Annotated in this window: 19 protein-coding genes and 1 riboswitch; of the genes, 3 read left to right on the top strand and 16 right to left on the bottom strand. The window is 70.5% G+C overall.

Annotation, left to right across the window (positions count from 1 at the left end):
• Positions 1-124 precede the first annotated feature (124 nt).
• From trmD to ffh, 8 genes are read right to left on the bottom strand one after another with little or no spacing between them, the layout of a single operon-like run.
• On the bottom strand, positions 125-925 hold the full coding sequence (gene trmD, locus ACE3UA_RS11550) for a tRNA (guanosine(37)-N1)-methyltransferase TrmD (protein ID WP_374645233.1): 801 nt from the start codon (positions 923-925) through the stop codon (positions 125-127).
• 39 nt (positions 926-964) lie between these two features.
• Positions 965-1,933 carry a hypothetical protein gene (locus ACE3UA_RS11545; protein WP_374645231.1) on the bottom strand — a complete coding sequence of 323 codons (969 nt, stop codon included), beginning with the start codon at positions 1,931-1,933 and terminating at the stop codon, positions 965-967.
• Positions 1,934-1,974: 41 nt separating this feature from the next.
• Positions 1,975-2,478, bottom strand: coding sequence for a ribosome maturation factor RimM (rimM, locus tag ACE3UA_RS11540; RefSeq protein ID WP_374645229.1), 504 nt, complete (start codon positions 2,476-2,478; stop codon positions 1,975-1,977).
• Entirely contained in the window at positions 2,478-3,062 is a 585-nt protein-coding gene (bluB, locus tag ACE3UA_RS11535; protein ID WP_374645309.1) for a 5,6-dimethylbenzimidazole synthase, read from the bottom strand. Before bluB ends, rimM begins: the two co-directional genes overlap by 1 nt.
• 52 nt (positions 3,063-3,114) lie before the next feature.
• A complete protein-coding gene (gene rpsP, locus ACE3UA_RS11530; RefSeq protein WP_374645227.1) occupies positions 3,115-3,468 on the bottom strand; it encodes a 30S ribosomal protein S16 in 354 nt (117 codons plus the stop codon).
• Between the two features lie 42 nt (positions 3,469-3,510).
• Entirely contained in the window at positions 3,511-3,807 is a 297-nt protein-coding gene (locus tag ACE3UA_RS11525; protein WP_374645225.1) for a chorismate mutase, read from the bottom strand.
• Entirely contained in the window at positions 3,804-4,355 is a 552-nt protein-coding gene (locus tag ACE3UA_RS11520; protein ID WP_374645223.1) for a GNAT family N-acetyltransferase, read from the bottom strand. The genes ACE3UA_RS11525 and ACE3UA_RS11520 overlap by 4 nt, the downstream gene beginning before the upstream one ends.
• A complete protein-coding gene (ffh, locus tag ACE3UA_RS11515; protein ID WP_374645221.1) occupies positions 4,355-5,863 on the bottom strand; it encodes a signal recognition particle protein in 1,509 nt (502 codons plus the stop codon). The genes ACE3UA_RS11520 and ffh overlap by 1 nt, the downstream gene beginning before the upstream one ends.
• A gap of 278 nt (positions 5,864-6,141) precedes the next feature.
• Here ffh and ACE3UA_RS11510 point away from each other — a divergent pair, with 278 nt between their 5' ends.
• Together ACE3UA_RS11510 and ACE3UA_RS11505 are read left to right on the top strand one after the other, a co-directional pair.
• A complete protein-coding gene (locus ACE3UA_RS11510; protein ID WP_374645219.1) occupies positions 6,142-7,026 on the top strand; it encodes a LysR family transcriptional regulator in 885 nt (294 codons plus the stop codon).
• Positions 7,027-7,030: 4 nt separating this feature from the next.
• Positions 7,031-7,912 carry a DMT family transporter gene (locus ACE3UA_RS11505; RefSeq protein WP_374645217.1) on the top strand — a complete coding sequence of 294 codons (882 nt, stop codon included), beginning with the start codon at positions 7,031-7,033 and terminating at the stop codon, positions 7,910-7,912.
• Positions 7,913-7,989: 77 nt separating this feature from the next.
• Here ACE3UA_RS11505 and ACE3UA_RS11500 read toward each other — a convergent pair whose 3' ends face one another.
• From ACE3UA_RS11500 to cbiE, 8 genes are all read right to left on the bottom strand, one after another.
• Positions 7,990-8,934, bottom strand: coding sequence for a phosphotransferase enzyme family protein (locus ACE3UA_RS11500; RefSeq protein ID WP_374645215.1), 945 nt, complete (start codon positions 8,932-8,934; stop codon positions 7,990-7,992).
• Complete coding sequence (gene cobF / locus ACE3UA_RS11495) at positions 8,927-9,670, bottom strand: precorrin-6A synthase (deacetylating) (RefSeq protein WP_374645213.1); 744 nt, start codon at positions 9,668-9,670, stop codon at positions 8,927-8,929. Before cobF ends, ACE3UA_RS11500 begins: the two co-directional genes overlap by 8 nt.
• Positions 9,671-9,724: 54 nt before the next feature.
• On the bottom strand, positions 9,725-10,393 hold the full coding sequence (locus ACE3UA_RS11490) for an energy-coupling factor ABC transporter permease (protein WP_374645211.1): 669 nt from the start codon (positions 10,391-10,393) through the stop codon (positions 9,725-9,727).
• A 29-nt stretch (positions 10,394-10,422) separates the two neighbouring features.
• Positions 10,423-10,622: riboswitch (cobalamin riboswitch) on the bottom strand.
• A gap of 63 nt (positions 10,623-10,685) precedes the next feature.
• Positions 10,686-11,429, bottom strand: coding sequence for a uroporphyrinogen-III C-methyltransferase (cobA, locus tag ACE3UA_RS11485; RefSeq protein ID WP_374645209.1), 744 nt, complete (start codon positions 11,427-11,429; stop codon positions 10,686-10,688).
• Positions 11,426-12,745, bottom strand: a complete 1,320-nt coding sequence (locus ACE3UA_RS11480) for a cobyrinate a,c-diamide synthase (RefSeq protein WP_374645207.1) — start codon at positions 12,743-12,745, stop codon at positions 11,426-11,428. The genes cobA and ACE3UA_RS11480 overlap by 4 nt, the downstream gene beginning before the upstream one ends.
• Entirely contained in the window at positions 12,742-13,527 is a 786-nt protein-coding gene (gene cobM, locus ACE3UA_RS11475) for a precorrin-4 C(11)-methyltransferase (RefSeq protein WP_374645205.1), read from the bottom strand. The genes ACE3UA_RS11480 and cobM overlap by 4 nt, the downstream gene beginning before the upstream one ends.
• Before the next feature lie 199 nt (positions 13,528-13,726).
• On the bottom strand, positions 13,727-14,089 hold the full coding sequence (locus tag ACE3UA_RS11470) for a cobalamin biosynthesis protein (RefSeq protein ID WP_374645203.1): 363 nt from the start codon (positions 14,087-14,089) through the stop codon (positions 13,727-13,729).
• The gene (gene cbiE / locus ACE3UA_RS11465; RefSeq protein WP_374645201.1) at positions 14,086-15,261 is read right to left on the bottom strand and encodes a precorrin-6y C5,15-methyltransferase (decarboxylating) subunit CbiE; all 1,176 of its coding nucleotides are present in this window, start codon (positions 15,259-15,261) and stop codon (positions 14,086-14,088) included. Before cbiE ends, ACE3UA_RS11470 begins: the two co-directional genes overlap by 4 nt.
• Here cbiE and ACE3UA_RS11460 point away from each other — a divergent pair.
• Positions 15,260-15,991 (top strand): cobalt-precorrin-6A reductase, encoded by a 732-nt coding sequence (locus tag ACE3UA_RS11460; RefSeq protein WP_374645199.1) that lies wholly within the window; start codon positions 15,260-15,262, stop codon positions 15,989-15,991. The genes cbiE and ACE3UA_RS11460 overlap by 2 nt on opposite strands.
• The last annotated feature ends 27 nt before the right edge of the window (positions 15,992-16,018 follow it).

Raw genomic sequence — 16,018 nt, 5'->3', positions numbered from 1 at the left:
CTGCGACGACCCTGCGGAAGAAGGCAGGCAGGCAAGGGGAATCGGGTCCGACGGGCATTCCGCCCCGGACCGGCCGCGTATAGGAGGAAGGCGGGGTCCGGTCAAGGAGGCCGGAAGCTGCGCTTCAGCGCACCCTGCGCTTGTCCCACAGGTCCGGCCTGCGGGCCCGCGTCAGTTCCTCGGCCTGGGCACGGCGCCATTTCGCGATCTCGGCATGGTTGCCCGATTGCAGGACGGCGGGAATCTCCTGCCCTTCCCAGACCGCGGGGCGGGTGTATTGCGGATGTTCCAGAAGGCCGTCGGAAAAGCTTTCCTCCTCGGTCGAGGCGGCATTGCCGAGGACGCCGGGAAGAAGGCGGACGGTCGCGTCCAGGAGCGCCTGGGCCGCAATCTCGCCGCCGGTGAGGACGAAATCGCCGAGGCTGATCTCCTCGACCTGGTGATGGTCGAGAACGCGCTGGTCCACCCCCTCGAACCGGCCGCAGAGGAGGGTCACGCCGTCGCAGGCGGCAAGGCGGCGGGCGGTGGCCTGGTCGAACGGGCGGCCGCGCGGCGACAGGTAGACGACCGGCCAGCGGGCGCGGTCGCCGGGCGTGCCCTCGCGCGCGGCGCGGAAGGCCGCGTCCACCACATCGGCACGCAGCACCATGCCGGCGCCGCCGCCGGCGGGCGTGTCGTCCACGTTGCGGTGCCGGCCCTCGCCGAAGGGGCGCAGGTCGATCGTCTCCAGCCGCCAGCGGCCCATGTCCAGCGCCTTGCCGGTCAGCGACAGGCCCAGCGTGCCGGGGAAAGCCTCGGGGAACAGGGTGATGACCCTGGCGACCCAGGCACCTTTCACCAGCCGCGGTTCCTCCATCAGGTCGCGGGGTTGCAGGCTGGGGCGGATCTGTAGGCGGCCGTGGCTTTTGGGCGGATCGTCGGACATGGCCCGGCTTTAGCGCGAAACCTTGCGCCGGGAAAGGGATCAGGCGTGCCGGGCGGCGGAGGCGCGGACGGGTTCGGCGGCAGGGGTCTCGGGCGTTTCCTGAAGGGCGGCCTCGACCGCACGGGCCAGCGCGCGCAACCCGTCGCACAGGTCGTCGCGCAGATGCGCCGGAAGGTCGGCGTTCGGATCGGTGCTCATCCCGGCGGCGGCGGCCTGGCGCAGGCGGGCCGCGGTGGGGAAGCCCTGGGCGCGGAAGGGGAAGGCCGCGACCAGCGCCAGCGCACGCGGCACGAAGAGGCGCAGGAGGTCGGGATTGCCCTCGGCGATGGCGAAGGCGGAAGCGGCGGCATGGGGGACGCGGCCGGGGGCGATGATCTCGGGCTCGGTCGCCCACATCACCAGCGCGCGGCGCAAGGCCGCGTGGCTGCGGGCGGGATTGGACAGCGCGGCGGTCAGCGCCTTGAGCCGGACATCGCCGCCCGTCCCGCCCAGGATGCGCGCGACGGCCTCGGATACCCGGGAGTCCGGGGCATCGTCGGGCAGGTTCAGCAGCGGGGTGACGGCATTGCCGGCCTCGGCCGCGACGCGGGGAAGATGGGCGGCGGCGGCCTCGTCATCCAGGAAGATGCCCTGGTCGGCGGCCGCGCGCGCGTCCCAGAGCATGCGGCAGATCGGGATGGCGAGGAAGGAGACCGAGAGCGGCAGCACCGGGTTCACCACCGGCAGGACCCCGGCGACGGCGCCGATGCCCCGGCCGACGCCGAAAAGGACGGCGACCAGCGCCACCTGCGACAGCACCTGCGCCAGCGCGGCAAGCCAGGCGCGGCCCGTCAGCCATTCCTCGGGTGAGGCAGGCCATTGTTCGGGGCGCAGGATCATCAGCCAGACCACGAAGATCGCCGTAAAGGGCAGCACGAGGCCCCAGCCGAAGCCGCATATCCCCGCGAACAGCGGGCCGATATAGAGCAGCGCCGTTGCCCCTTTCAGAAGCCGCATGCGATTGGGCATCCTGGTCCCCCTTGCCCGCAATCTGGCCGTAGCGGGCCGCGCTATTCAACATCCTCGGGCAGATCGACGATCAATCGACCGGCCGAAAGATCGACATTAGGCACGATTGCCTTGGTAAAGGGCAAAAGCAGGGCCGATTTGTGACCGGGCGGGGATATTTCGACGATATCCCCCGCGCCGTGGTTATGCACCGCCGTGACCTTGCCCAGAAGCACCCCGCCGGTGTCGAAGGCGGAAAGGCCGATCAGGTCGGCATGATAGAACTCGTCATCCGGCAGGCCCGGCAGGCGGTCGCGGGTGACGTAAAGACTGGTGCCGCGCAGGGCCTCGGCCTCCTCGCGGGTGGCGATGCCCTGGATCCGGGCGCCGAAACCGCCCGCGACGGGGCGGGTCAGGGCGATCTGGAAGATGCGGCTGCCGTCCTCGGAGGTCAGCGGGCCATAGGTGGCGATGTCGGAAGGCTCGGCGCAGAAGCTTTTCAGCCGCACCTCGCCGCCGACGCCGAAGGCCCCGGCGATGGCACCGATGCAGATAAGGTCGGACATCAGCGCGTCTCCATATGCAGGGAGGGCGAGCGGCTTTCCCAGCCGGCGCGTTCCAGTTCGGGCACGATGTCGTCCTCCTCGGGCCAACCGATGCAGAGATAGCCGATGAAACGCCAGCCGTCGGGAACGTCAAGCTCCGCCGCCAGCCGGAGGGGATCGAGGATCGAGATCCAGCCAAGGCCAAGTCCCTCGGCCCTGAGCGCGAGCCAGAGGTGGATGATCGCCCCGACCACCGAATAGGCGCGGGTTTCCGGCATGGTCGCGGCGCCAAGGCCCGCGCCCTTGGTCGTGGTGTCGTCGCAGAAGACGGCAAGCTGGACCGGGGCCTCGGCCATGCCCGATAGCTTGAGGCGGCTGTAGGTCGCGGCGCGGTCACCGTCGAAGCCGTCCAGGGCCCGGGCGTTGCAGTCGCGGAAATTGGCAAGGCAGGCGGCGCGGCGGGCGGGGCTTTCGACCCGCAGGAGACGCCAGGGTTCGGAAAGGCCCACCGAGGGGGCCAGCGCGAAGGCCTGCAGCGCGCGCGCCAGGCTGTCCTCGGGCACGGGATCGGTGCGGAAGCGGCGCACGTCGCGCCGCCACCGCATGAGAGCGGCCAGCTCTTCCCGGAAGGCGGGGCTGAACTGGCCGGTCACCGGGTCACTCGGCAGCCGGTTCGGCAGCGCGGGCGGCCTTCTTGGCGGCGCGCTCGGCCATGGCCTTGCCGGGCTGGGCGGATTTCGGGTTGTTGCGAACGGATTTGGGGCGCGCGCCGGCGGCTTCCAGGAAGCGGGCGACGCGGTCGGTCGGCTGGGCGCCCTGGCTCAGCCAGTGCTGCACGCGCTCCATGTTCATGACGACGCGCTTTTCGTCGTCCTTGGCGAGCAGCGGGTTGTAGGTCCCCAGCTTCTCCAGGAAGCGGCCGTCGCGCGGCATGCGCGAGTCGGAGGCGACGATGGAATAGAACGGGCGCTTCTTGGAACCACCGCGCGCAAGACGGATCTTCATAGCCATGATGTTACTCCTTTGGATGGCTGGGTGCCGGGGGGATCCCGGTCATTTCTGAAAGGTTTCGTGGTGCCTGATGACTTCGGAGATGATGAAGTTCAGGAATTTCCGGGCAAATTCCGGGTCGAGGTCAGCTTCCTCGGACAGACGTTGCAGCCGGTCGATCTGCCGTGCCTCGCGCGCCGGGTCCGAGGGCGGCAGCGCGTGTTCGGCCTTGAGCCGCCCGACGGCCTGGGTGTGCTTGAAGCGTTCGGCCAGGGTAAAGACCAGGATCGCGTCCAGCCGGTCGATGGACTCGCGGTGGTCCTTCAAAAGCGCGGCGGCGCGGGCGGCGGCGTCGGTCATGCGGGGGTCTCGGCGGCTGGAGGGCATGGCGTCGGGTGGCGATAGACGTAGTGGCTGCCACGGTCGTCGTTGAGGGCGCGTTCCAGCACCGCGCCAAGGCGCAGCGCCAGCGCCTCGGACCGGGTGTTGGCCGGGTCGATATAGCTGATCGGCGGGCGCGGGCTGATCCGGGCGTGATAATCCGCGCGGGCGGCACGGGCGGCCTCGGCGGCATAGCCCTGGCCCTCGAACCCGTCGTAGAGGTGCCAGGCAAGCTCGGGCTCGTCCCAGCCGTCATGGAAGATCACGCCGACGCGGCCGATGAACTCGCCCTGAAGCGTATCCACCGAGAAGAAGCCATAGCCCCGCAGCACCCAGTGGCCGATATTGGCCAGAAGCCCGCGCCAGACCTGCTGGCGCTGCATCCCGCCGCCGATGAAGGAGGAGCGGGGACCGGAATTGAAGGCGAGCATGGCGGGAAGGTCGGCCTCGCGCGGTTCGCGCAGCACCAGGCGCTCGGTCTCGAGGACCGGGATCGCAAGGCTGATCTGGTGCGCGGGGCGGGGCATCACTTCTTCCGCATCAGGCCCGAGAGGCCCGCCGGCAGGGTGATGCCGCGCGGCAGGCCAAGGCCCGGCGGCAGCGCGCCGCCCATCCCGCCCGCGCCCTGCTGGACGCCCTTGGCAAGTTCGGAAAGCTGCTCGGGCGACATTTTCGACGGGTCGGGCATGCCGCCCTTGCCCATGAACTGGCGGATCATCTGCTTCATCATCCCGCCCTTGCCCATCTTCTTCATCATGTCCGCCATCTGCTTGTGCTGCTTCAGGAGGCGGTTGAGATCGGCCACGTCGAGGCCCGCACCGGCGGCGATGCGTTTCTTGCGGCTGGCGGCGAGGAGATCGGGGTTGGCGCGTTCCTTCTTGGTCATCGAGTTGATCAGCGCGATCTGGTGGTGCAGCATCTTGTCGTTCAGGCCCGCGGCCTCGGCCTGACCGGCCATCTTGCCCATGCCGGGCATCATGCCCATCAGGCCCTGCATGCCGCCCATCTTCAGCATCTGGTCAAGCTGCATCTTCAGGTCGTTCATGTTGAACAGGCCCTTGGCGAAACGCTTGGCCATGCGTTCGGCCTGTTCGGCCTCGAACGTCTCCTGCGCCTTTTCGACGAGGGCCACGATGTCGCCCATGCCAAGGATGCGGCCCGCGACACGTTCGGCGTCGAAGACCTCGATCGCGTCCATCTTCTCGCCGAGGCCGACGAAGCGGATCGGCTTGCCGGTGACGGCGCGCATCGACAGGGCGGCACCACCGCGACCGTCGCCGTCCATCCGGGTGAGAACGACGCCGGAGATGCCGACCTTGCCGTCGAATTCGGTGGCGACGTTGACCGCGTCCTGCCCGGTCAGGCCGTCGACGACCAGCAGGGTTTCACGCGGCTGGGCGATGTCGCGGACGGACTGGACCTCGTCCATCAGCACTTCGTCGATGTGGAGCCGCCCGGCGGTGTCGAGGAAGACGACGTCATAGCCGCCGAGGTTGGCCTGGGTCTTGGCCCGCTTGGCGATCTGGACGGCGGTTTCGCCCTTGACGATGGGGAGAGAGTCGACGCCGATCTGGGTGCCCAGGATCGCCAGCTGCTCCATCGCCGCCGGGCGGTTGGTGTCGAGCGAGGCGAGGAGGACCTTCTTGCCGTTCTTTTCCTTCAGCCGCTTGGCCAGCTTCGCGGTGGTGGTGGTCTTGCCCGAGCCCTGCAGGCCGACCATCAGGATCGTCGCGGGCGGGTTGTCGATCTTCAGCGCCTCGGCCGGGCCTTCGCCCGACAGGACGCGGATCAGTTCGTCATGGACGATCTTCACGACCATCTGGCCGGGGGTGATCGACTTGGTCACCGCCGCGCCGGTCGCCTTTTCCGTCACGCGCCTGATGAAGTCGCGGGCGACCGGCAGCGAGACGTCGGCTTCCAAGAGGGCGGTGCGAACCTCGCGCAGGGCGGTGACGACATCGGCCTCGGTCAGGGCGCCGGCCTTGGTGAGACGGTCGAACACGCCGCCAAGGCGTTCTGACAGGCTTTCGAACATCGCGTCACCCTTTCGTTGGTCTGCCCCGATATGGGGCGGCCGGAGTCTTGCGGCAATCCGGCCCCGGCGACAAAGCGGAATGGCACCCGTGGGCGCAAACGCGCTGACGGATGGCGATCCCGGGCAATGCCCAAGGGACCGGAAGCATTGCGGCCTCCGGGAATTCCCGTCGCGGATACGCCTTCGGCGCGGCAGAGTCAACAAGCGCCGTGAGGGCTTGCACCCGGCGGCGGCTTGGCGTTCCCTGTGCATGGATGCACAACGGATGTGGCCGAGAGATGGAAGACTGGGACGAGATCCGCACCGCCTATCAGGTGGCCCGGCTGGGCACCGTCTCGGGCGCGGCCGAGGTGCTGGGGGTGCATCATGCCACGGTGATCCGCCATATCGACGCGCTGGAAAAGCGGCTGGGGGTCAAGCTCTTCCAGCGTCATGCCCGGGGCTACACGCCGACGGAATCGGGGCGCGACCTTCTCGCGGTGGCGCAGACCACCGAAGAGCAGTTCGCCCATCTCGCCAGCCGGATCAAGGGCCAGGGCGAAACCGTCTCGGGCGAGCTGGTGGTGACCTCGATCGCGGGGATGGCGGACCTGCTGACCCCGGTGATGGTCTCGTTCCAGCAGCTCTGGCCCGAGGTGAGGGTGCGCTTCCTGACCGACATGCGGGTGTTCCGGCTGGACTACGGCGAGGCCCATGTCGCGATCCGCGCCGGGGCCGCGCCCGAGGAGCCGGACAATGTGGTGCAGCCGCTGGTGCGGATGATGACCGGGCTTTACGCGTCGCATGCCTATATCGCGCGCTTCGGCCAGCCCGAAAGCGAGGCGGATTTCGGCGCGCACCGCTTTGTCTGTTCGGACAGCGAGACCACCCGGGCGCCGTTCCACAAATGGCTGCGCACCACGGTTCGGCCCCACCAGATCGTCTATACCGCCACCGAACCCGCCGCACTGGAGCAGGCCGTGCGCGAGGGTGCGGGGCTGGGCTTCGTCTCCTCCTTCCGGGCGGCGGGCGACCCCGATCTGGTCGAGATCCTGCCCTCGCGCCCCGAATGGGAGGCACCGCTGCGGATCGTGACGCATGTGGACCTGCACCGCACGCGGAAGGTGCAGGCCTTCCTTGCGCATCTGAAAGAGGCCGCGAAGGGCTGGAAATGCTGCGGGTGACGGCGTGGCGCTAAGTCAGGGCCAGCGCGGCCATCTGGCGATGCTGGCCTTTTCGGCGCTGGTTGCGGGGTCCTTCTCGCTCGGGGCGCTGGCCGCGCCGCATGTCGATCCGGCGGCGCTGACGGTGCTGCGCTTCCTTCTGGCCGGGGCGCTGGTCGGTGTGGCGGCTCTGGCGACGACGGGCATCCCGCGCAGCGCCTGGCGGGCGCCCTGGCGCTATCTGGTGCTGGGCGCGCTGATGGCGGCCTATTTCGTCCTGATGTTCGAGGGGCTGCGCACCGCCGCCCCGGTCCCGACCGCCGCGGTCTTCACCCTGACGCCGGTGATGGCGGCGGGCTTCGGCTGGCTGTTCCTGCGCCAGCACCTCGGCATTCGCATGGCCGTCGCGCTGGCGATCGGGGCGGCGGGGGCGCTGTGGGTGATCTTCCGGGGAAACCTTGCCGCGCTGATGACGCTGGAGATCGGGCGCGGCGAGGCGATCTACTTCGCGGGCTGCGTCGCCCATGCCGCCTATACCCCGCTGGTGCGCAAGCTGAACCGGGGCGAGCCGGCGGTGGTCTTCAGCTTCGGGATGATGCTGGCCGGGACGGGGTTGCTGCTGCTGTACGCCTGGCCTGCGGTCATGGCGACGGACTGGGCCGCCCTGCCCCGGATCGTCTGGGTCGCGCTGGTCTATGTCGCGGTGGCGGCCAGCGCGATGACCTTCGTCCTGCTGCAATATGCGACGCTGCGGCTGCCCTCGGCGAAGGTGATGGCCTATACCTATCTGGTGCCCAGCTGGGTGATCCTGTGGGAAATCGCGCTGCATGGCGCGGTGCCGCCGGGACTGGTGCTGGCCGGGGTGGCCCTGACCGCGCTGGCGCTGGGGATGCTCCTGAAGGAGTGACGGGGGACGCTCGTCGGTGACTTCGTCCCTCCTCGCCACAGCTCTCCGACGAGGAGACGAAGTCGAACGAGGAGGGGTCAGGGGCGGAACCGCGCCAGCCCGTCGAGAAGGAAGCCCTCGGCGAGGTCCAGTGTGCCCCCGGTATAGCCCGCCCCGCCCAGCGCCTGCGCGGTGTCGCTGTCGGCACGGGTCGCCAGCCAGGCGGTCAGCAGCACCCGGCGCAGGAAGATCAGCGCCGGGGTCATCGCCCGGTCTTCGGCGCGCAGGGGGGCGATCCGCGCATAGCCGTCGCACCAGCGGGCGATAAGGTCGGGGAGCCTGGGGTCCGTCTCGATGAAGGACAGCGCCGCGGCCAGGTCATAGGCCCACCAGCCGAAGCCGCAATCGTCGAAGTCGATGGCGGTCAGGCTCTCGCCATCGGTCATCAGGTTCGCCAGCCGCAGGTCGGCATGGATCAGGCCGAAGCTCTCGGGCCCGGTGCCATGGCTGGACAGCTTCGTCGCCAGCGCGTCGGTGGCGCGGGCCAGCAGGGCCTCGCCGTCGCGGTCCAGCCCCTGCGCCTGCCGCCAGTGGCCCCAGTGTGGCGCGGGGCCGAGGATCGTCTCCACATCCCACCGCTTGCGGGTGAACCCCGGCGGCGGCGTCCATTGCCGGGAATGCAGGTGCAGGCGGGCGGTGATCTCGCCCAGGGGCGCGAACCAGCGGGCAAGATCGTCGCCGGGCTGCAACTCCTGCCCGGGGATCGGGGCGAAGGCGACGATGAAGCGGCCGTCGCGCTCTGTCACCAGGCCCTCGGCGCCTGGGATCGGGCGGACGGCGTTCAGGCCGGGGAGGTCTTGCAAGGCGGTCAGCCAGGCGAGTTCCGAGGCAATCTCCTCACGCCGGTGATAGCCCTGGCGATGCAGGCGCAGGACCAGCGGCCCGGCGCGCCAGGTCTCGTTCTCGGATCGGTTGAGGAGGGTGAGCGGCGTTTCCTCGGGCAGGCCGTAAACCGGAAGCGCGCGGCGCAAAAGGTCAGACATCGCCCCCGCGCCGCAACAGGTAGATGTCCATGATCCAGCCATGTTCCTTGCGCAGCCGGGCGCGGGTGGCAAGGATCTGGTCGGAAACTTCGGCGAGCGGGCCGTGGATCAGGCATTCCTCGGGCATCCCGACATAGGCGCCCCACCAGATTTCCGTTCCCTCGGGGTCGATGCTGGTGAAGGCCCCGCCCTTGTCCAGCATGACGGCCAGCGTCGTGGCACCCTCGGGCCAGCCATGGTCGCGCAGGTTGCGGCCGGTGGTGACGGTCACGGGTGCGGCGAGCGTGTTGAGCGGGATGGCATGGGCTGCGGTCAACGCTTGCAGGCTGGTGATGCCGGGCACGACCTTGACGGTGAGACCGGGAAGACGCGCCGCGATGCGAAGCGTGCTGTCGTAAAGCGAGGGGTCGCCCCAGACCATCAGCGCGACGTTCCGCGCGCCGGGTCGGGCGGCGATGGTTTCGGCCCAGGTCCGCGCGATGGCGTCGTGCCAGTCGTTCACCGCGCCGAGGTAGTCGTCCTGGTCGGCGCGCTGCGGCACGTCGTAATCGGCCACCGGGACGGGGGAGGTCAGGACCGCAGAGAGGATCTGGCGACGCAGATCGGCAAGGTCGGACTTCGCCTCGCCCTTGCGGGGGATCAGGATCAGGTCGGCCGCGTTCAGCGCCCGGATGGCCTGGCCGGTCACATGGTCGGGGTTGCCGGTGCCGATGCCGATGAGGGAAAGCGTGGTCATGCCTTGGGCTTTAGGGCAGAGGCGCGGCCCTGTGCAAGGCCGCGCCCCTTGGGTTCAGGCGTAAAGCCGCGGGGTGACGAGGGCCGAGCCCTGCCCCTTCAGCGATTTGGCGAGGCCGAGGATGGCAAGATCGGCCAGCGGCTCGAACAGGACGACGGCCATGTAGGCCAGGCCGAAAGTGCCGATCGAGACCAGGTTCGCCGCGCCGAAGCCCGCGCCGTACATGGCCCAGAAGGCGACCCAGGCGACGATCCCGCCCTGATAGACGGTGGAAAGCGCCAGCACCTGCTTGTACTGCAGATCGACATAGGCCGTGCCCGGCGCGATGATGCGCCGCGCCACCTCATGCAGCGCGAAGAGCGGCACGAGGAGCGTCGTCAGGTTCATCCCGTATTGCGGCAGGTCGAAGGGCGCGAAGAACATCCCCTGGATCAGAAGGCCCAGCGCCAGCCCGATGGCGGCCGGGCCTGCGCCCAGGATCAGGAACAGCGTCGAGCCGAGGATGAAGTGAACCTCCGACACGCCGGCCGGGAAATGCGGCAGGATCTCGAAGAAGGTGAAGACGCCCGCCGTCGCGATCAGCGAGCGGAGCGCGACCGAGGCGATGCCGCTTTGCCGGCCGGCCTGGGCGATGTGGTAAAGCGCGGTGCCGCCCGCGGCGGTGACCGTGGCGTAGCTGAGCGCGATCTTGGCCCCGTCGACGAGGCCCGGTTCGATATGCATGTTGTCCTCCTGTCCGTCACACCCGACGGCGGTTCATGTTCATGCAGGGCCGGTCTCCTGGCTGGCGGATCGCGGCGGGCCCCTGCCTTCCCGCCCTTCCGGGCAGTGGCGTTCGGGGGCCCGCTCACCGCTGACAGTCGCGGGGGCGGCTGATGTCACGGGCTCCCGTTCGGGTAAGCCCGCTCCTCATTCCCGTTTCAGTCCCGACGCTTTGCGTCTTGGTGGGACACCTTGCCCGCCCTGTCTGCGCCTTCAGCGCCCCCCGGTCAACGCGGAAGACGACGCGGGGCGATCAATCCGCGACGCCCTCGGCCAGACGGCCGACCAGGATCAGGCCCGGCAGGGGCGAGCGATCTTCGGCCAGGGTCCGGGCAAGTTCGGCCACGGTGGAGCGGTGCAGCATCTGCTCGGGCGTGCTGACGCCCTCGGCAAGAAGGGCCGGGGTATCCGGCGGCAGGCCATGGGCGACCAGCGCGGCGGCCAGCGCCGGGAAGGTGCGCTTGCCCATGTAGATCACCGTGGTCACGCCGGGATCGGCCAGCGCCGCCATGTTCAGGCCGGGCGGCAATTCTCCGGTCACGTCGGCGGCGGTGATGAACTGGACGCGCTGCGCGTGGCTCCGGCGGGTCAGCGGGATCCCGGCGGCGGCGGCGGCGGCCGAGGCGGCGGTGACGCCGGGGATGATCTCGCAGGCGATCCCGGCGGCGCGGATGGCGGTCAGCTCCTCCTCCAGCCGGCCGAAGATGCCGGAATCGCCGGATTTCAGGCGGACGACATGGGCGCCGGTGAGGGCATAGTCGACCAGCAGGCGGCTGACGTGGTCCTGCTTCGGCGAGGCGCGACCGGCGCGCTTGCCGACGCCCACCATGTCCGCCCCCGGCCGCGCCAGCGCCAGGATCGGGCCGGAGGAGAGGTCGTCGAACAGGACGGCATCGGCGGCGGCAAGGGCCTTCACCGCCTTGACGGTCAAGAGGTCCGGGTCGCCGGGCCCGGCGGAAACGAAGGTGACGAAGCCCGTCTTGGTGGTGCCGGTCATGACGCGCCTGCGATCAGGTGAAAGAAGGTGCCGGTCGATAGCCCGCCGCCGGGCTGGAGTCGATAGCTGCCGGTCTCGGGGACGGTGGCCCCGGTCGCGTCGATGACCTCGGCCAGGGGCGCGTCGGGCTGGTCGAGGATGGTGGAATAGTGGAACTCATGCCCGCGCGGCGCGCTGCCTGCGGCATGACCGGGGATCGCCTGCTTCAGCCGCGCAAGGCGGTAGCCCAGGTGCATCCTGCGCTTTTCGAAACTGGTCACCAGGCCCAGGAGGCCCGCCATCGGGTGCCGCTCGCCCTGCTTGTCCACGATCGCGGTGCCCATCGCCATGTAGCCCCCGCACTCGCCGTGAACGGGCCGGGTCTCGCCGAAGGACCGCAGTCCGGCGCGGAAACGGTCGGCCCGCGCCAGCGCCGCGCCGTGCAGCTCGGGGTAGCCGCCCGGCAGCCAGCAGACATCGGCGGTCGGATCGGGGGCCTCGTCCGCCAGCGGCGAGAAGGGCAGCACCTCGGCCCCCGCCGCGCGCCAGCCGTGCAGCTGGTGCGGATAGACGAAGCTGAACGCCGCGTCGCGGGCCAGCGCGATCCGCTGGCCGGGGGGCCTGGTCCCTTGCGCAGACGCAGGCCGGGCGTGCGAGGCGGCGGCGGCGACCAGCGCGTCAAGGTCGACACCCTCGCGCATCAGGGCCGCCGCCTCGGCGATCAAGGTCTGGAGCGCGGGTTGTTCCTCGGCCTGCACCAGCCCGAGATGCCGCTCGGGCATCGCGATGGCCGCGCGTTTCGGCAGGATTCCCAGCACCGGCAGGCCCGCCTCCGCCATCCCGGCGCGGACCAGCGCCTCGTGCCGGGGGCTGGCGATGCGGTTCACGATCATCCCCGCGACCCGCACACCCGGCCGGAACCGCGCCAGCCCCTGCGCCACGGCCGCCGCCGTCTGCGCCTGGCCGGAAGCGTCGATCACCAGCACCACCGGCCAGCCCATCCGCTGCGCCAGGTCAGCCGCTGCCCCGTTGCCCGTGGCCCCCGGCGCCGACACCCCGTCGAACAGGCCCATCGAGCCTTCCGCCAGCACCAGATCGGTGCCCTCGGCTGCGGCCAGCATCCCGTCGAGCATCGCCCCCGGCATGGCCCAGGTATCCAGATTGAAGGACTCCCGCCCCGAGGCGGCGCGATGGAAGGCCGGGTCGATGTAGTCCGGCCCGTTCTTGAAGGGCTGCACCCGCAGTCCCTTCTCGCGCAGCGCGGCGAGGAGCCCCAGCATGACCGTCGTCTTGCCGGTGCCAGAGGCCGGAGCCGCGATGATCAGGCCGGGAGTCACCTGCCCGTCCCCGGAAAGCGGGGATGGGTCCCGACGGGCCGGTAGCGGCGGTCGTAGTCCCCGGCGTAGAGGCGGCTGTCCTCGAAGCCCTCCTGCGCCAGCGCGGGGCCGACGAGGATGAGGGCGGTGCGCTCCACCTCCTCCGGGACGGCCTCCTTGAGGGTGGCGAGGGTCGCCCGGATGATCCGCTGATCGGGCCAGCTTGCCCGCCAGACGACGGCGACGGGGCAGTCGGGGCCGTAGTGGGGGATGAGGTCTGCGGTCAGCTTGTCGATCAGGTGGATCGAGAGGTGCAGGGCCAGCGTCGCGCCGGTGGCGGCGAAGGCGGCCAGGGTCTCGCGTTCCGGCATCTGGGTCGCGCGGCCTTCGGTGCGGGTCAGGACGACGGACTGGGCGAGGCCGGGCAGGGTCAGCTCCACCCCCAACGCGGCGGCGGCGGCGGCGAAGGAGGGGACGCCGGGGGTCACGTCGTAGGGGATGGAACGGTCACGCAGGCGGCGGAGCTGTTCGCCCATCGCCGACCAGACCGAGAGGTCGCCGGAATGGAGGCGGGCGATGTCGTGTCCGGCTGCGTGGGCGGTCTGGATTTCGGCGATGATCTCGTCCAGCGAGAGGGGGGCGGTGTTCACGATCCGGCAGCCGGGGGGGCAGTGGGAGAGGACGCCCTCGGGGACCAGGGAGCCGGCATAGAGGCAGACCGGGGAGGCAGCGATCAGGTCGCGGCCGCGCAGGGTCAGGAGGTCGGGCGCGCCGGGGCCGGCGCCGATGAAATGGACGGTCATGCGGGGATGTCCTTGGCGATGGGAAGGGTGTCCACGGTGGACAGATTCTGATTACCACATGAAATCAGTCTGTTGGACGTGGGCGTATACGGATTGTTAACCTCTGGGAGTGGGGCTTTGCACGGGCGCCCCCCTCCCCCAACCCCTCCCCACGCGGGGGAGGGGAGGCGCCGGATTTCACAGGTCAGGTCGGTGGCGGTCATGGGCTGGTGCTTTCGGCAATCGCGGCGGTTGCGGTTCCATCGGACGACACGGCACGCGGGCCGCGCAGCCGTGACCCCGGCCCGGCGGCGGCGAGGGCGGCGGCTTCGGCGACAGAGCCGGTGCCGTGCAGGGCCTGAACCCGGGCGGATCGGGTGAGGGTCGGTTGATCCCGCAGCTGATCGGGCGGCAGGGCGAGGGTGGGCAGGCCGAGCGCGCGTCCCAGCGGCTCAAGTCCCGGCGCCTTTGCGGCGAGGCTGGCCAGATGGGTCACGCCTTCCGGCCCCCCAGCCTTCGCCAGCGCATCCTGAAGCGCGGCCAGCGTCGCCCCCAACCGGAAGCCGAAGCCCGCGACGATCATCGGGTGGTGCTCCATTGCAGGATCGGAAGTGCCGTTTTCCAGCCGCGCTTGCTGCCGATGGGAGCGGTTTCCGAGAGGTCGATCTTGAGGAGATGGCCGCCGTGGCGGGCGGACCAGTCGAGGACCAGCGCCTCGGTCTCCAGCGTGACGGCGTTCATCACGAGGCGGGTGCCGGGGGGGATCAGGTCCCAGAGGCAGGTGAGGAGCGCATCGGAGGCGCCGCCGCCGATGAAGACGGCATCGGGAACGGGGAGGGTGGACAGGCCCGCGGGCGCGCGGGCTTCGGTCAGGCGGTGGCGGTGGCTGAGGCCGAAGCTTTCGACGTTGCCACGGGCGCGGGCGGCGCGGGTGGGGTCGGCTTCCAGCGCTTCCACCCGGGCACCCCCGGCCAGCAGCCATTCGATGCCGATGGAGCCGGAGCCGGCGCCGATGTCCCAGAGCGTCTCGCCGGGGCGGGGGGCGAGGGCGGAGAGCGTGAGGGCACGGACCGGGCGCTTGGTCAGCTGGCCGTCGTGCCGGAACAGGTCGTCCGGCAGGCCGGAGGCTTGCGGCAGGCCGGGGTCGTGCGCCTCGATGGCGACGGCGACGGGGGCGGCGATGTCCTGCGGGGGTTCGCCGGCGATCGGGCGGATGCGTTCCTGCGGACCGCCGAGGCGTTCAAGGGCGGTGAGGCGGGCGTTGGGGTGGCCGTTGTCGCTCAGCCAGCGGGCTAGCTCGCCGACGGCGGCCCCGTCGCGAACAGTGCAGATCGCGCGGGTGCCCTTGCCAAGGACAGGGCGGAGGCGCGCGAAGGGGGCGGCGTGGAGGCCGAGGGTCAGCGTGTCTTCCAGGCGCCAGCCGAGCCGGTTCGCGGCAAGCTGGAACGTCGAGGGCGCGGGGTGCGAGGTCCATTCGCCGGGGGCAAGATGGGCCATGAGGCTGCCGCCCGCGCCGAACCAGAACGGATCGCCGGAGGCGAGGACGACGGTGGGCTGGCCGCGGTGGGCGAGGACGGGCGTGGGGTCGAAGGGGATGGGCCAGGGCTGGCCCTTTTCTCCGGCGCCGGTCAGGGTCAGGTGACGAGGGCCGCCGAAGATGCTGCGCGCGGCGGCGAGTGCTTCGCGGCTTGCGAGGGACAGGGCCTCCGGTCCATCTTCGCCCAGACCGATGATCGTCAGCCAGGGATCAGCCATGACCCGCGTCCTGCTTCTGGGCGGAACCACCGAGGCCGCCCGCATGGCCCGCACCCTCGCCGAGGCGGGGGTGGATGCGGTCTATTCCTATGCGGGCCGGACCGATGCGCCGGTGGCTCCGCCCCTGCCCGTCCGCGTCGGCGGGTTCGGCGGGGTGGCGGGACTGGCGGCCTATCTGAAGGCCGAGGGCATCAGTCATGTGATCGACGCCACCCACCCTTTCGCCGCACAGATGCGCCGCAACGCGGTGGACGCCTGCGCCGATGCGGGCGTGCCCCTGATCGCGCTGGAGCGAGAGCCGTGGCAGGCTGGCGCGGGCGACCGCTGGACCCATGTGCCCGACCTTGCCGCAGCGGTGACGGCCCTGGGCGAGGCCCCGCGCCGGGTTTTCCTTGCCATCGGACGCCAGAACCTTGGCGCTTTCGCAGGCGCGCCGCAGCATCACTACCTTCTGCGCCTCGTCGATCCGCCGACCGACCCGCTGCCCCTGCCCCGCGCCGAAGCCGTTATCGCACGCGGGCCCTTCGACGTGGCGGGCGATCTGGCGTTGCTCAAGGACCACCGGATCGAGGTGATCGTCGCCAAGAACGCCGGTGGCGCGGGGGCCGAGGCGAAGCTCATTGCCGCGCGGGAACTGAAGCTGCCGGTGGTGCTGATCGACCGGCCGCAGGCGCCGATGCGCCGGGTGGCGAGGACCGTGGCCGAGGTCATGGCATGGCTGGTTCCATAGACGAAAGCTCGTCGAGCACTTCGTGCA

The organism is Tabrizicola sp., assembly GCF_041919135.1.
Lineage (GTDB): Bacteria > Pseudomonadota > Alphaproteobacteria > Rhodobacterales > Rhodobacteraceae > Tabrizicola.
Note: the sequence above shows the minus strand (reverse complement) of the source record. Positions and strands in the feature narration are given on the sequence as shown.